The organism is Spirosoma profusum (assembly GCF_014699005.1).
GTDB lineage: Bacteria > Bacteroidota > Bacteroidia > Cytophagales > Spirosomataceae > Spirosoma > Spirosoma profusum.
In genome coordinates this window covers 72,530-86,986 of the sequence record NZ_JACWZY010000030.1, presented here as the reverse complement: position 1 = coordinate 86,986, position 14,457 = coordinate 72,530, and the positions used below count along the sequence as shown (strand labels likewise).

14 protein-coding genes are annotated in these 14,457 nt (G+C 48.6%); 8 read left to right on the top strand and 6 right to left on the bottom strand.

Annotation, left to right across the window (positions count from 1 at the left end):
- Positions 1-8: 8 nt before the first annotated feature.
- A complete protein-coding gene (locus tag IC229_RS27080; RefSeq protein ID WP_223834216.1) occupies positions 9-3,137 on the top strand; it encodes an efflux RND transporter permease subunit in 3,129 nt (1,042 codons plus the stop codon).
- 276 nt (positions 3,138-3,413) lie between these two features.
- Here IC229_RS27080 and IC229_RS27075 read toward each other — a convergent pair whose 3' ends face one another.
- On the bottom strand, positions 3,414-4,301 hold the full coding sequence (locus IC229_RS27075; RefSeq protein ID WP_190890817.1) for a DUF4595 domain-containing protein: 888 nt from the start codon (positions 4,299-4,301) through the stop codon (positions 3,414-3,416).
- Positions 4,302-4,601: 300 nt separating this feature from the next.
- On the opposite strand from IC229_RS27075, the gene IC229_RS27070 reads away from it, so the two are divergent.
- Together IC229_RS27070 and IC229_RS27065 are read left to right on the top strand one after the other, a co-directional pair.
- Positions 4,602-5,588: an aldo/keto reductase gene (locus IC229_RS27070; protein WP_190890865.1), complete on the top strand. Its 987-nt coding sequence runs from the start codon at positions 4,602-4,604 to the stop codon at positions 5,586-5,588.
- Positions 5,589-5,951: 363 nt separating this feature from the next.
- A complete protein-coding gene (locus tag IC229_RS27065) occupies positions 5,952-6,368 on the top strand; it encodes a YopX family protein (RefSeq protein WP_190890815.1) in 417 nt (138 codons plus the stop codon).
- Between the two features lie 354 nt (positions 6,369-6,722).
- Here the strand turns inward: IC229_RS27065 and IC229_RS27060 are convergent, their stop codons facing one another.
- Entirely contained in the window at positions 6,723-7,259 is a 537-nt protein-coding gene (locus IC229_RS27060; protein WP_190890813.1) for a hypothetical protein, read from the bottom strand.
- A gap of 92 nt (positions 7,260-7,351) precedes the next feature.
- Between IC229_RS27060 and IC229_RS27055 the strand changes: the two genes are divergently transcribed.
- On the top strand, positions 7,352-8,566 hold the full coding sequence (locus IC229_RS27055) for an aminotransferase class V-fold PLP-dependent enzyme (protein WP_190890811.1): 1,215 nt from the start codon (positions 7,352-7,354) through the stop codon (positions 8,564-8,566).
- Positions 8,567-8,586: 20 nt separating this feature from the next.
- Here IC229_RS27055 and gloA2 read toward each other — a convergent pair whose 3' ends face one another.
- The 3 genes from gloA2 to IC229_RS27040 form a co-directional block, all read right to left on the bottom strand.
- Positions 8,587-8,997, bottom strand: a complete 411-nt coding sequence (gene gloA2 / locus IC229_RS27050) for an SMU1112c/YaeR family gloxylase I-like metalloprotein (protein ID WP_190890809.1) — start codon at positions 8,995-8,997, stop codon at positions 8,587-8,589.
- Positions 8,998-9,002: 5 nt separating this feature from the next.
- Positions 9,003-9,197 carry a hypothetical protein gene (locus IC229_RS27045; protein ID WP_190890807.1) on the bottom strand — a complete coding sequence of 65 codons (195 nt, stop codon included), beginning with the start codon at positions 9,195-9,197 and terminating at the stop codon, positions 9,003-9,005.
- A gap of 105 nt (positions 9,198-9,302) precedes the next feature.
- The gene (locus IC229_RS27040; RefSeq protein WP_190890805.1) at positions 9,303-9,806 is read right to left on the bottom strand and encodes a SixA phosphatase family protein; all 504 of its coding nucleotides are present in this window, start codon (positions 9,804-9,806) and stop codon (positions 9,303-9,305) included.
- Positions 9,807-10,009: 203 nt separating this feature from the next.
- Here IC229_RS27040 and asnS point away from each other — a divergent pair, with 203 nt between their 5' ends.
- From asnS to IC229_RS27020, 4 genes are all read left to right on the top strand, one after another.
- Entirely contained in the window at positions 10,010-11,449 is a 1,440-nt protein-coding gene (gene asnS / locus IC229_RS27035; protein WP_190890803.1) for an asparagine--tRNA ligase, read from the top strand.
- A gap of 71 nt (positions 11,450-11,520) precedes the next feature.
- Positions 11,521-12,606, top strand: coding sequence for a complex I subunit 1/NuoH family protein (locus IC229_RS27030; protein ID WP_190890801.1), 1,086 nt, complete (start codon positions 11,521-11,523; stop codon positions 12,604-12,606).
- A gap of 21 nt (positions 12,607-12,627) precedes the next feature.
- On the top strand, positions 12,628-13,443 hold the full coding sequence (locus IC229_RS27025) for an ion transporter (protein WP_190890799.1): 816 nt from the start codon (positions 12,628-12,630) through the stop codon (positions 13,441-13,443).
- Between the two features lie 91 nt (positions 13,444-13,534).
- On the top strand, positions 13,535-14,221 hold the full coding sequence (locus IC229_RS27020) for a phosphatase PAP2-related protein (protein WP_190890797.1): 687 nt from the start codon (positions 13,535-13,537) through the stop codon (positions 14,219-14,221).
- On the opposite strand, the gene IC229_RS27015 is transcribed toward IC229_RS27020, so the two are convergent.
- Positions 14,140-14,406: a hypothetical protein gene (locus IC229_RS27015; RefSeq protein WP_223834215.1), complete on the bottom strand. Its 267-nt coding sequence runs from the start codon at positions 14,404-14,406 to the stop codon at positions 14,140-14,142. The two genes, IC229_RS27020 and IC229_RS27015, sit on opposite strands and share 82 nt — an antisense overlap.
- Positions 14,407-14,457 lie beyond the last annotated feature (51 nt).

Sequence of the window (14,457 nt, the reverse complement as noted above, 5' to 3'; positions counted from 1 at the left end):
CAAAAGCAATGTCTCTTCCCGAACTTAGTCTGAACCGGCCTGTTTTCGCGATGGTAATGTCCATCGTGATTGTGCTGTTTGGCGTTATTGGCTTCACGTTCCTGGGGGTACGTGAATATCCGGCCATCGACCCGCCTGTAATTTCGGTGCGAACGAACTACGCGGGCGCCAATCCCGAAATCATTGAATCACAGATTACGGAGCCTATCGAGAAGTCACTGAACAGCATCGAAGGCATCCGGACGATTTCCTCGAATAGTTCGCTGGGTGCCAGCACCATTACGGTTGAGTTTAATCTCGATGCGAACCTAGAACAGGCCGCCAACGACGTCCGTGACAAGGTAGCACAGGCCCAACGTCAGCTTCCGCAGGATATCGACGCCCCTCCGGTTGTGACGAAGGCTGATGCCAACTCCGAGCCGATTATTTTCATGAACGTGCAAAGTATGACCCGCAACCCAACGCAGTTGTCGGATTATGCCGAAAATGTGCTTCAGGAACGTATCCAGACTATTCCGGGAGTAAGTCAGGTTCAGATTTATGGGCTGAAACGTCAGGCTATGCGGCTCTGGATCGACCCCATTAAACTGACAGCTTACCGCCTGACGGCGCAGGATATCCAAGCCGCACTAAACGCCCAGAACGTAGAGTTGCCGAGTGGAAAGGTATATGGAAACAATACCGAACTGACGGTGAAAGCCGTTGGGCGTCTTGTTTCTGAAGACGATTTCAATAACCTGATTCTTAGGCAGACCGCCAACCAGATTATCCGGTTTAAAGACGTGGGCTACGCCGTAATCGGTGCTGAAAACGAAGAAACTATCTCGAAGCAGAACGGTGTAGTGGGCGTGTCGATGGCATTAATTCCGCAACCGGGCGCTAACTATGTGAACATTGCCGATGAGTTCTACAAGCGATTCGATCAGATCAAAAAAGAGCTACCCAGCGATATTATCTGCTACATAGGGGTTGACCGTTCTACGTTTATCCGGCGTGCCATCGAAGAAGTGGGCGAAACGCTGATCATCTCGTTTGTACTGGTTGTGCTCGTTATTTACTTCTTCTTCCGCGACTGGCTGATTGCCTTCCGACCACTCATCGACATTCCGGTTTCACTTATCGGCGCGTTTTTCATCATGTATGTAGCCGACTTCAGTGTGAACGTACTGACGCTGTTGGGTATCGTGCTGGCAACGGGACTGGTGGTGGATGACGGGATTGTGGTGACGGAGAATATCTTCAAGAAGATTGAACAGGGTATGGACACCGATAAAGCGGCACGCGAAGGCTCCAACGAGATTTTCTTCGCCGTCGTTTCTACGTCCATTACGTTGGCAATTGTGTTTCTGCCGATTATCTTCCTTCAGGGGTTCGTGGGGCGCTTGTTCCGGGAATTCGGGATTGTGGTGGCCGGAGCCGTATTGATTTCGGCTTTCGTATCGCTAACGCTGACGCCTGTATTGAGCGTAAAGCTAACTAGCAAAAACCACGGCCGGTCCTGGTTTTACCGCAAAACAGAACCCTTCTTCGAATGGCTTGATGATACGTATCGATCGTCGCTGGATGGTTTCATGCGGAAACGCGGTTGGGCATTGGCTATGATTGCAGCCTGTGTGGCAATCATTTTTGGCATCGGTTCGCTGCTTAAATCAGAGTTGGCTCCTCTCGAAGACCGGGGCCGAAGCCGCATTTCCATCACCTCGCCCGAAGGTACCAGCTATGAAGCTCAGGCCAACCTTACCGACCGGGTGATGCAGTTTGTGATGGATTCGATACCTGAAAACAAACTGGCCTTCAGCGTAGTAGCCCCTGGTTTTACTGGGTCGGGATCGGTTAACTCGTCGTTCGTAATGGTCAATATGGTCGATGCCGTCGACCGGAAACGTTCGCAACAGGAAATCGTCGATTATCTGACCAAAAACCTCCGGAAGTTTACCGAAGCCCGCATGTTTCCCAACCAGGATCAGACCATTCAGGTAGGCCGGGGCGGTGGTCAGCCAATTCAGTTCGTGATTCAGAACCTGAATTTTGAAAAGCTGCGGGAGAAACTTCCTGTATTCATGGATGAGGTTCAGAAAGATCCTACGTTCGTAAACCCCGATACCGACCTGAAATTCAACAAACCTGAACTGAATATCACTATCGACCGGGAGAAAGCAACCAACCTGGGCATTTCGGTGCAGGACGTAGCGCAGACGCTCCAGTTGGCCCTCAGTAACCGACGCCTTGCCTACTTCCTGATGAACGGAAAGCAGTACCAAGTGATCGGACAGGTGGACCGGGGTGACCGGGACGAACCGTTTGATCTGGCATCATTTTACATTCGCTCGACTTCAGGTCAGCTGATTCAGTTAGACAACCTGGTGAAATTTCAGGAGGTCAGCAGCCCTCCACAAGTGTATCACTATAATCGATTTAAATCAGCAACGATTCAAGCCAGCTTAGCGCCCGGCAAAACCATTGGTGACGGAGTAGAAGCTATGCGTGCCATAGCCGCCCGTACGCTGGATGATACGTTCCAGACGGCTCTCTCTGGACCCTCTCGTGACTATGCTGAAAGTTCGGGTAATACGTTGTTTGCGTTCCTGCTGGCGCTGGTTCTGATTTATCTGGTACTGGCTGCTCAGTTCGATTCGTTCATCGACCCACTCATCATTATGATGACGGTACCGCTGGCACTGGCCGGGGCCGTATTCTCACTCTGGATGTTTAATCAAACACTAAATATCTTCAGTCAGATTGGTATCATCATGCTTGTAGGACTGGTTACGAAAAACGGGATTCTGATTGTGGAATTTGCCAACGAGCAGCGACTGACGGGTAAGAATAAATTTGAAGCTGCTGCTGAATCGGCCGCGCTACGTTTGCGACCCATTCTGATGACGACCTTAGTGGCTGCGTTTGGTGCTTTGCCGCTAGCTCTGGCGCTGGGTTCAGCCGCCAAAAGCCGCGTACCACTGGGTATCGTGATTGTGGGCGGGCTGTTGTTTTCGCTCGTTCTGACGCTCTACGTAGTACCGGTCATTTACACGTACATGAGTCGCCGGAAAGATGTACAGCCCAATAAGGATTCTCATGCGAAAGGCGGCACAAAAGGCGATAAGTCGAAACCACAGGAAGTTGTTGCTCCGGCATAATCGACCAAACGTAGCAAAAACAAAAAAGGGTGAATCTGGACGTACCGGATTCACCTTTTTTGTTTTGTTACGTTGTTAAATCAGTTTGGCTCTACTACGTAACCTGACTTATGGGTAGTTATTTTTTGTCATCCTGACGCAGGAAGGATCTTAAAGTCCCTCACTAGAGTGCTAGGAAACCTTAAGGTCCTTCCTGCGTCAGGATGACAAAAAATTCAATAATGGCCAATTGATCAGTCATTTAACTTGTCAATTGGCCATTTCGAGCAGTGCGTCTTACGGTTTTATAAACGTTACGTTGTATTCCATTGAATAGTCGTAATTCAGCGTGTATCCACCCGTTTTACGAAGCTCATGCTTATTAGTCGGCATACCATCGGCGTTAAGTGTGTAGCTGTATGTTACGTCTTCGAGGACATTGTTCGAAGGCAGATCGATGAGTTTGAACGAAGTCAATAACTTGTTCGAAAACTTACCGAAAATGGGCAGGTACTGCGGAATCTGATCGTACATGGTCTGCCAGATTGGATTCAGATGAATCTTATCCGTTGCCCCTTGAAACTGAAACTGCATCACCTGTTTTTTACCACTTCTTGAGATATCAATTTTCTCCAGATTACCGCTGCCATCGTAACTAAAAACATACTGCTCATTGTTGTTACCCACAATCGATTGGAGTTTTCCGGCTCCATTGTACTGATAATCATACTGAACCTGCGACAGGTGGTTTCCGCTGTTGTCGTATTTATTGACGAACGATGTTTTTGCACGTTTTTGGGCATCGAAGAGAACCAGCGTTTTATTCCATAACTTAAAATTGTTAAGCAGTTGAATCGTCATGCCCGACCCGTTGGAAGCCCGAATGAATTCCCAATAATAGTTTGGTTCGAAGGATGACCCGAGCTTGTTGATGTTGCCATCTACATCATACGATAGTAGTGAGCTACCCTGTTTCACCAGCGTGTATTTTTTAAATTGAGCCACGATAACATCACCCGAATTAATCGGCGAAATAGTACCGGGACCATCGGGGCGGGTATTATTGTCGTTCACGCCGTTATCCGGGCGAACCGACTCCATCATACTATCTTTATTACAAGAAACTAAGCTCATTGTCAGAGCTACTCCAAACAGGGCAAGCGTACTTTTTACGAAGGTATTCATTGTTGTTGTTTAGTGATTGTGAGAAAATTTAGATCGTTCATTTGTTTGAACGACACAAAGGTAGCAGGGTGCCGAGCGTGGGTACCAGCGCGAATCAACAACTGGAGACTCCGGGTAAATAACTGTCGGAATAAGCAGGCTGATTTGTAGAAAATGACCTGTTTGCTACAGGTGTTGCTACGTATGTTTGAATTTCGTAATGTCTTGTCGCTTCGGCGATCCGATTGGATTTTGTTGTTATCCGTCGGTCTCTATTGTACGTTTGTACCCAATAAAACACACATCGTTATGAGCACAATCATGCAAAAACGCCAACTTGGCCAGAGTAATCTTGAGGTATCGGCCCTTGGTCTTGGCTGTATGGGAATGAGCTTTGGCTATGGGCCGCCCAAAGACAACCATGAAATGATTTCCCTACTCCGCGAAGCTGTTGATCAGGGCGTTACGTTCTTCGATACGGCTGAAGTGTACGGCCCCTTCATCAACGAAGAACTAGTCGGCGAAGCGCTGGAACCGTTTAAAGGCAACGTAGTGATTGCTACCAAATTCGGGTTCAACATTCAGGACGGGAAAATGGCTGGCGTCAACAGTCGGCCCGATAACATCCGTCGGGTAGCCGAAGCGTCCCTGAAACGGCTGCGTGTAGATGTCATCGACTTATTATACCAGCACCGCGTTGACCCCAACGTACCAATTGAGGACGTAGCGGGAACTGTGAAAGACTTAATTCAGGAAGGCAAAGTCAAACATTTCGGTCTGTCGGAAGCAGGAGCCCAAACGATACGTCGGGCGCACGCCGTACAGCCAGTCACTGCCCTGCAAAGTGAGTATTCACTCTGGACGCGCCAGCACGAAAAAGAAATTATCCCGACCATCGAGGAGTTAGGTATTGGTTTCGTAGCGTTCAGTCCACTTGGGAAGGGGTTTTTGGCTGGTAAAATTGATGAAAAAACCCAATTTGCGGAAGGCGATATACGTAACATTTTACCCCGATACACCGAGGAAGCTCGTGTTGCCAATAAAGCTCTGCTGGATTTGCTCCAACAATATGCGGAACAACGTAATGCTACGTCCGCACAAATTGCGTTAGCCTGGGTATTAGCGCAGAAACCCTGGATTGTGCCCATTCCGGGAACCACAAAGCTACATCGGCTGACCGAAAACAATAGAGCCGCTGCGATTCAGTTAACGGCTGCGGAACTTCAGGAGATTGAGAATGCTTCTGCTCAGATTGACGTAGTGGGTACTAGATACACTGAACAAATGGAGAAATCGACGGGGTTATAAATGGCCGGTTTACCAGTATTCGCGCTCACCCTAGCCCATGCTGATTAACGTGTAAATTGGACATCTATTGAGATAATATATTGATAATCAATAGTTTAAATAACATTTTTTTTATCATCCTGACCGGGCCGCCGGAGCGGGCACGAAAGATCTTAAAGTTTCTTTACTCTCAAGTAAGGATGCTTAAAGATGCTTCATTCCAGCTCCGGCGGCCCGGTCAGGATGATAAAAAAAACGAATAATTATTCATTATTCATATTATTTAAGATGTAAACGGCATGAGCTTGACCGATTTTATCATCAATAAATGGGTATGAGATACAGTTGTTTTGTCTAAGTTTAACGTGCGTAACGATTAACACAATGAGACAACTGAAATTTAGAGCCTGGACCCGGTTCAGTTCCATCTATCGAATGGACTATCTGTCGGGCTTTTTCTTCTATGGCACAGATTCCGACCAGATACATCTGTTTCTACCTAATGATGGGGCCGATTTTCTGGTTCCAAGCGCGAATGTCATTTTGATGCAATTCACTGGCCTTGTCGATAGCAACGGGAACGATATTTACGAAGGCGATATCATTGCCATTGACGACAAGACGACTTATAAAGTCTATTGGGATGCCGAAAATTGCTATTGGGCCATCCTATCCAAACAAGGCGACGAACATGGTCCCTATGGTGGGGCACTTATTCAGAATACGGGTTATAGCCGTTCTCGCAAGCGGGTAGTTTTGGGGAATATTTATCAAAATCCAGATCTCCTGACAGAAGAATAATTACACCTCAGGCCAACTTTGATAAAATCTACGTACCGACGCAACCCTTTCGGGGTTTAATCCGTATAGGAGGTTAAGTACCAACCTATTTACAACTCGGTTAGAACGGGAGGTAAACACCAGCTTCTTTGAGGCTGGTGTTTATGTTTATACGTATCCTTCAAATCATAAGATGGTACACAGAGATGCACAGAGGGTAAAGGAGATACGCAGAGAAAAATATAAAACCTCTGTGCATCTCTGTGTACCATTCCTAAAACAAAAAAAGTCCCCGCCACCGAAACAGCAGCGGGGAGCTCCCAATCTAACTAACCCAAAACTATATGAAACATTTACTATCAATAACTAAATGTCTTACGCATCGACAGTCGATTTCTCCCCCACAAATTGCTGATGCGCGTGTTTAAACAGCACGTTGAACGAGGTCAGGCTGCCGTAGATTCTGGTAATGTACTGTTGTATATTTATTTTTTCTTCGTCGTCGAGTGTGCTAGCATTTACGCGTTGCTCGAGCACGCGCAGCCGGTCGCGAACCATCACAATCTTGTGAAAGAACGCATCAATCGGCATTTCTTTATGGGACAGATCCGTACGACCTGGTTTTAATATCAACTTCCCTCCTTTCCACTTATCACCCAGCGGCACCAGCTCGGTTTGATCGGCCCAGCGTTGCAGAATGCGGGTAAGCGATTGCTCCACATCGAACAGGCTGACCAGATCGCTGTCGGGTTCCAGAGCTTCAACGACGGTCAGCGACGTATCGAATTTGATTATCTTCACGCCATGCTGCACGAACGTAATGGTGTAACCGCCAGCTTTCAGGTTGATAATCACGCCATCGCCAAACTCATCGTGTCGAATCCGTGAACCGATGCCCAACAGGGTATTCATAAAAAGGGTATGGGTTTGTATGTTACACCCTATCATAAACAAACCTTGTGCCAGAATTACATTTGATTTAAAATCTGCTGCTTTTTCTGTTCATGTCTACTTCATCCAACGTACCACTTTCTCCTCAAAATCACCTGTTTCGGCTTCCCGACGGTATGCATTATCTCAACTGTGCAACTCGTGCTCCATTAAGTCTGGCCGTCGAACAATCTGGAAATGAAGCCCTTACCAAACAAACAAATCCATTTGGGTTACGACCTGATGATTTTTTTAGTGGGGCGGTTATTGTACGAAAACTTTTTTCTGAACTCATCCAAAATCCTGATCCTGAACGTATCGCCGTAATTCCATCCGTCTCGTATGGCATGGCTGTGATAGCCAGAAATCTGGTGCGAAAACCTGGAATTCAGAATGGCCAGAAAATTGTATTGGTCGGCGGTGAATTTCCGAGTGATGTCTACGCCTGGGATCGGGTTCACTCCGAACTGGGGCTGACGGTTGTTACGGTCGACATGCCCGACCAGTTCCCGATTGGGCCAGCCTGGAATGAGCGCTTACTTGAAACAATTGACGAAGAAACTGCACTGGTCGTCGTGCCGCCCGCCCACTGGATGTACGGCATCCGATTCGATGTAGAAGCGATTGGTCAGAAAGCACGCCAAGTGGGTGCCTGGCTCGTCATCGACGGAACGCAATCCATTGGTGCCCTCCCCTTCGACCTGTCGGCGGTTCAGCCCGATGCGCTGATCTGTGCAGGTTACAAATGGTTAATGGGGCCTTATTCGCTCGGATTGGCCTATTACGGTCCGGCATTTGACGATGGGATTCCGCTGGAGGAAAGCTGGATGAACCGGATCGACAGCGATCAGTTTCATCGATTGATGGACTACCAGCACACGTATCGGCCAAAAGCGTACCGATACAACGTAGGCGAGCACACGCATTTTCTACAGATGCCAATGCTTCAGGCTGCCTTAACCCAACTCCTCGACTGGCAACCGATACGTATCCAACGATACGTTCAGCAGCTCATGGCCGAATCATGGCCAATCCTCGAACAGTTCGGTTACCGCGTCGAACCCGAAAATGGCTCGCGTGGCCGATGCCATCACCTGGTTGGGTTATGGTTGCCCCAGAACGTTGATCCCATCTCCATTCAGCAGGCGTTGCTACGTGAGAACGTATCGGTATCAGCCCGCGCCAACGTACTACGTATTGCCCCTCATGTATATAATACGTCCGAAGACGTCAACGCCCTGGTACGTGTGCTGAGTGGCATAGGGCATGGGGGTAAGGGCATGGGGTAAATGGCTCTCAACGCCACACCCTATGCCTCTACCCCTCTGCCCTCTGCTTCATAAAGTTCCAGCGGCAGGCCGTCGGGATCGGAGAAGAACGTAAAGCGACGAAGTGTGTGCTCATCGGTACGTATTGGTTCAGTCACTACATTCTGGCTGTTCAGGAACGTAACAGCTTCATCAAGGTTCAAAACCGCGAACGCCAGGTGTCGGAGTCCTAGTGCTTCAGGGCGGGACGGGCGCTTGGGTGGACTCGGAAAAGAAAACAATTCGATCAGGTACTGGCCGTTCAGGGCTAAATCTAATTTATAAGATTGCCGCTCGGCTCGGTAGTGTTCATTTAGAATAGAAAAGCCCAATATTTCGGTATAAAATCGCTTCGATACGTTGTAATCCGAACAAATAATGGCGATGTGGTGAACAGCTTTAAGATGCAGCATAAAAATCAGGGAGTCAGCAACGTATCGGTCGCCAGTGTATCAACAGACGTACCATCTTTAGGCATGGGCAATGCCCGTTCCACCTCCCGGCGTTTATTCCAGGGGGCAGTCGTTCGGCTCGCCATATCAATCGCCAGCAATGCTACGATGGTGGTAAAAACGATAAAAACGACAATGAAAATCCGACGATTGCGATTCATGGTACGTAATGAGTAGGCCCCGACAGGCTCTGGCTGTCAGAGTCGCGTTAGCGACTAACTTAGTAGTAATCACGTATCCGACAGCCGGAGCCTGTCGGGGCCTACTCATTCTGTCGGCAGTTGTTTGGGCGATATTTCAAACAGCAACGTACCGGTACGTCCGGAAACTTCGGCCCAATTCAGATCGCCAAATTCCACAGCCAGTACAGCACCTTTGCTCATCGAGCCAATATCCTTATGCGTCAAAAATTCGGCCAGATAGGATACGTCGGGATTGTGCCCTACAATCATAGCCGATTTTATCGTTGATGGAATAGCATTGATGGCCGCCAGATACGCTTTAGGACCGCCGTCAAACAACTTTTCATCTAACTGAATAGCAGCCGTATCATATCCCAACTGCTCAGCAATAACCTTGGCCGTGTCTTTCGCACGGGGGGCTGTACTGCTGATTATACGTTCAGGGCGGATGTCTTTGCTACGCAGGTAACGACCCATGCGGGCGGCAGCGATGATCCCGTCGGACGTCAGTTGACGGTCGTGGTCGGCCATGAACATAGCTCGGTCTTCGGCTTTGGCGTGGCGAACGATATATAGGGTATTAGGCATGGTTTTGTTCAACGTTCCGGGCTCTCTGTACAACTTGGAACTGGAACCGCTCTGGCGGCCCGGCTGAAACTTGGGACAAAAATAAGTCTTCAATTAACAATTACCCATACGTAGTGTTTTTATAGATTCAAATTCACTGTGGGCGATTCAAATGACAATACGTACTTTTGCGACTGTAACCAACATCCGGTCACCGTTTTAGTATGAGTTATCAATCCATTCAGCAGTTATTAAAAACCGCCCCAGTCGGTACCACCGTCACGGTAAAAGGTTGGGTACGTACCAAACGCGAAAGTAAAAACGCCGTTTTCATCGCTCTTAACGATGGGTCGACCATACATACAATTCAGGTGGTGGCCCAACCCGGTCAGCTTCCCGAAGAAACGCTGAAACTCATCACAACGGGTTCGTGTCTGGCCGTAACGGGGCAGTTGGTCGAGTCGCAGGGAGCTGGTCAGGCAGTTGAGGTTAAGATTGAGGACGTAACGGTTTACGGCACCGCAGACCCTGAAAAATATCCACTTCAACCCAAGCGGCACTCGCTCGAATTTCTGCGCGAGATCGCTCACCTACGTCCACGTACCAATACGTTCAGTGCGGTGCTACGTATCCGGCACGCGCTGGCGTTTGCCATTCATAAGTATTTCAACGACAACGGGTTTTATTATCTCAATACGCCTATCATCACCGCTTCCGACGCCGAAGGAGCCGGTGAGATGTTCCGCGTAACGACACTCGACGCCATCAAACCTCCTTTGAACGAAGAAGGCAAAGTTGATTTTAGTCAGGACTTTTTCGGGCGCGAAACCAATCTGACCGTATCGGGGCAGTTGGAAGGCGAGTTAGGCGCTATGGCATTGGGTAAGATTTATACGTTTGGACCAACGTTCCGCGCCGAAAACTCCAACACGACCCGTCACCTGGCCGAGTTCTGGATGATCGAGCCGGAAATGGCTTTTCACGAGCTGGAAGACAACATGAATCTGGCCGAAGATTTTGTCAAAACCGTGATACGTTACGCCATCCAGCACTGCGCCGATGATTTGGCGTTCCTGGATAACCGACTGAAGGAAGAAGAGAAAACCAAAAAGAAGGAAGAGCAAAGTGAATTTGGCTTGCTCGAAAAACTTCAATTTGTGATCAGCAACGAGTTCGTTCGCCTGACCTACACCGAAGCCATTGATATTCTGGTGAATTCGAAACCCGCGAAGAAAGGGCAGTTTCAATACGAGGTGAAATGGGGCGTCGATTTGCAGTCGGAACACGAGCGGTATCTGGTCGAAAAACACTTTAAAAAACCGGTTATTCTGACCAATTATCCCCGTGAAATCAAAGCGTTCTATATGAAGCAGGACCCGGATGGGAAAACAGTTCGTGCCATGGACGTCCTGTTTCCGGGAATCGGTGAAATCATCGGTGGTTCGCAACGGGAAGATGACCTCGACAAGTTGACCGCCCGAATGCACGAAGTGGGCATCGAACCTGAAGCCCTCTGGTGGTATCTGGACACACGACGATTTGGCTCAGCTCCCCACGCTGGTTTTGGCCTCGGTTTCGAACGGCTGGTTCTGTTTGTGACGGGCATGGGCAACATCCGCGACGTAATACCATTCCCAAGAGCCCCCAAATCAGCAGAATTCTAAATTTAAAGAGCGAAAGAGTGAATGAGCGCTGGTGCTGGAAATTCACTCTTTCGCTCTTTCGCTCTTTAAACATGCTAATCGCTCTTCCCATTTTTCTGGCTATGGCTTCCGGCTTCGTCATCGTCGGCGTATACACCGAGCGCAAGGTATCGGCGTTTATGCAGGACCGACTCGGCCCCATGGAAACCGGAAAATGGGGCTTGCTTCAGCTTTTCGCTGATTTACTGAAACTGCTTCAGAAAGAAGACATTGTTCCCGATGCCGCCGACCGCCGTCTGTTTCTACTGGCTCCAGCGGTCATTTTTGCGTCGGTTTTCGCTGGCTTTGCCGTCTTGCCGCTTACCCCTGATTTGCAAGGTTCGGGCGCTGCCGTTGGTGTGTTCTACCTGATGGCAATCGTCTCGTTCGACGTAGTGGGGATTCTGATGGCGGGCTGGGGTTCCAATAATAAATACTCATTGTTTGGTGCCATGCGTTCGGTGGCGCAGATAATTTCCTACGAGATTCCGCTGGGCCTGACTATTCTGTGCGTCGTGATGATTTGCCAGACGCTTAACTTACAAGCAATTAGTTTTCAGCAAGGCATCTTCGCGACGAGCACCAACTACCTTTTCGGACTGAAAGCGACGGGAATCGACGTAACAAACTGGGGCGGTATTTTCGCCTGGAACGTAGTACGAAATCCGTTTCTACTGATTGCCTACGTCATTTTTTTCATCTGCACACTAGCTGAAAGCAACCGCGCTCCGTTCGACCTTCCTGAAGGTGAATCGGAGATCGTTGCTGGTTTTCACACCGAATATTCGGGAATGCGCTTCGCTTTACTTTACCTGTCAGAATACGCCATGATGCTGCTGGTGTCGTTCTTGGGCGTTGTATTATTTCTGGGTAGCTGGAATACACCATTACCCAACATCGGCCCAGTTCGACTGGCCGACTGGACCAGTGGCGCACCCGGAACCGTCTGGGGCAACGTATCGGGTGCCTTTTGGCTATTGTCGAAAGCGTTCCTAGCTGTGTTGGTGCAGATGTGGGTACGTTGGACGTTTCCGCGCGTCCGCGTTGACCAGATGATGTTTCTATGCTGGAAAGTACTGACTCCCGCCGGACTGATACTGTTTCTCATTTCTGGTATATGGCGTTTGCTGATGGTGTAAAATATTCAAAAGCGTTTTCTCATGAATACTCCCTGGCAACGTTTTCGGCAGCGGCTTCACACAATTATTTTTGAGGCCGATACGTGGGCAGGTCGCGCTTTTGACGTTACGTTACTTTTTCTGATTGTTCTGAGTGTACTGGCCGTTATTCTGGAAAGCGTACCGTCGATAGCGCGTTTCCACAGCCAATTCTTCGACCGGATAGAATGGGTATTTACGATTCTGTTTAGCATCGAATACGTAGCACGTATCATCAGCATCCGTCAGCCAATCCGTTACGTCACCAGCTTTTTTGGCCTCGTCGATTTGCTGGCTATATTGCCAAGTTATCTGGGCCTTTTTATGTTCGGTGCGCATGAACTGGCGGCTGTGCGGATTCTCCGGATGCTACGTATCTTCCGTATTTTAAAACTGGGTGAATACACGTCGGCGGCAGCACTCCTAGCCTACTCATTACGTGAAAGCAGGGCGAAAATCACCGTTTTTTTCGTGGCTATTTTTACGCTGGTTATTACGTTGGGCGCCATGATGTACGTAGTGGAAGGGCGTTCCAATGGCTTCGAAAGCATTCCGTTGAGCATTTATTGGGCCGTTATTACGATTACTACGGTCGGTTATGGCGACATTGTTCCCAGTACACCCATGGGTAAGTTTATCGCGACAATCATCATGCTGCTCGGCTACGTCATTATTGCCGTACCAACCGGAATTGTTGCCGTTAGCCTAACCACGGCCAGTAAAAAACTGGATATTTCGACGCAGGCTTGTCCTAACTGTAGTCGGCAGGGGCATGATCCCGACGCGGTTTACTGTAAGTACTGCGGTTCGGCGCTATAAATGAGCAAAAACCATCCGGCAGGTTATTCGCTCATTCACTCTTTCGCTCATTTAATCTTTTCGTAACTTTGCGGCCTTTTACATTGCCGTTATGTCTCTTTTCACACCCAATCCTGTTGATGATCTGGTTTGGCGAATCGCCTGGAAATCGCCAGTATTTCGCCGAAAATTTATTGCGGGTTCTATTAGTTTGCTTGCCTTACTTGGTGCTTTTCCTACGTTTTTTCAGATTATTGAACAGCACAGCGGTCCGGTTTTAAACGACTGGGTTCTGAATCAGATTCCACCCCTGGACGTATCGCTGATTATTTTTCTGGTGATCTGGGCGGCTGCCTTGCTCCTGCTTATCCGAGTCCGACGTAGTCCAGCCATTTTTATGATGTTTGTCTACAGCTACGTTATTGTCAGCCTGTCGCGAATGATTAGTATCAATCTATTGCCACTCGATCCGCCCGTTGGCCTGATTCCGATGGTCGATCCGATTACCAATGCGTTTTACGGGAAAGTGTACATCACCAAAGACCTGTTTTATTCGGGTCATACATCCACCATTTTTCTCATCTTTCTGAGCTTGCGCCGTTGGTGGGATCGCGTGCTGGTTTTTATCGGTTCGCTGATTGTAGGGGCATTATTGCTCGTGCAGCACGTTCATTATACCATCGACGTAATGGGCGCGTTTGTGTTCACGTATCCGCTTTACCGACTCGGAAAATGGTTCGCCTTAAGCGGTTGGAACAACGTAGCGAAATCGACTAATCCGAAGGCTTCTCCCAACTGAAAATAAAGTCCGTTCGATACGCTCTGGCCTAATCCCCAGCAATAATCGATACGTAGGTTCAGGCGTTCTTTTCGGTTCAGAGCCAGACGGACTCCTCCACCTAACGAATAGTTGAGGTTCTGAAAATTGACATCGTGCAGCCAGTTGCCCACATTACCTACGCCTGCAAAACCGATTACAATCATAGGTCGTATAGCTCGCCTAACGGTAGTGTGGCATAATGCGATCAAACTAAA

Bases quoted from the DNA above. Each gene is read 5' to 3' on its own strand.
- IC229_RS27080 (WP_223834216.1), top strand. From the start codon at position 9: ATGTCTCTTCCCGAACTTAGTCTGAACCGGCCTGTTTTCGCGATGGTA.
- IC229_RS27075 (WP_190890817.1), bottom strand. From the start codon at position 4,301: ATGAATACCTTCGTAAAAAGTACGCTTGCCCTGTTTGGAGTAGCTCTG.
- IC229_RS27070 (WP_190890865.1), top strand. From the start codon at position 4,602: ATGCAAAAACGCCAACTTGGCCAGAGTAATCTTGAGGTATCGGCCCTT.
- IC229_RS27065 (WP_190890815.1), top strand. From the start codon at position 5,952: ATGAGACAACTGAAATTTAGAGCCTGGACCCGGTTCAGTTCCATCTAT.
- IC229_RS27060 (WP_190890813.1), bottom strand. From the start codon at position 7,259: ATGAATACCCTGTTGGGCATCGGTTCACGGATTCGACACGATGAGTTT.
- IC229_RS27055 (WP_190890811.1), top strand. From the start codon at position 7,352: ATGTCTACTTCATCCAACGTACCACTTTCTCCTCAAAATCACCTGTTT.
- gloA2 (WP_190890809.1), bottom strand. From the start codon at position 8,997: ATGCTGCATCTTAAAGCTGTTCACCACATCGCCATTATTTGTTCGGAT.
- IC229_RS27045 (WP_190890807.1), bottom strand. From the start codon at position 9,197: ATGAATCGCAATCGTCGGATTTTCATTGTCGTTTTTATCGTTTTTACC.
- IC229_RS27040 (WP_190890805.1), bottom strand. From the start codon at position 9,806: ATGCCTAATACCCTATATATCGTTCGCCACGCCAAAGCCGAAGACCGA.
- asnS (WP_190890803.1), top strand. From the start codon at position 10,010: ATGAGTTATCAATCCATTCAGCAGTTATTAAAAACCGCCCCAGTCGGT.
- IC229_RS27030 (WP_190890801.1), top strand. From the start codon at position 11,521: ATGCTAATCGCTCTTCCCATTTTTCTGGCTATGGCTTCCGGCTTCGTC.
- IC229_RS27025 (WP_190890799.1), top strand. From the start codon at position 12,628: ATGAATACTCCCTGGCAACGTTTTCGGCAGCGGCTTCACACAATTATT.
- IC229_RS27020 (WP_190890797.1), top strand. From the start codon at position 13,535: ATGTCTCTTTTCACACCCAATCCTGTTGATGATCTGGTTTGGCGAATC.
- IC229_RS27015 (WP_223834215.1), bottom strand. From the start codon at position 14,406: ATGATTGTAATCGGTTTTGCAGGCGTAGGTAATGTGGGCAACTGGCTG.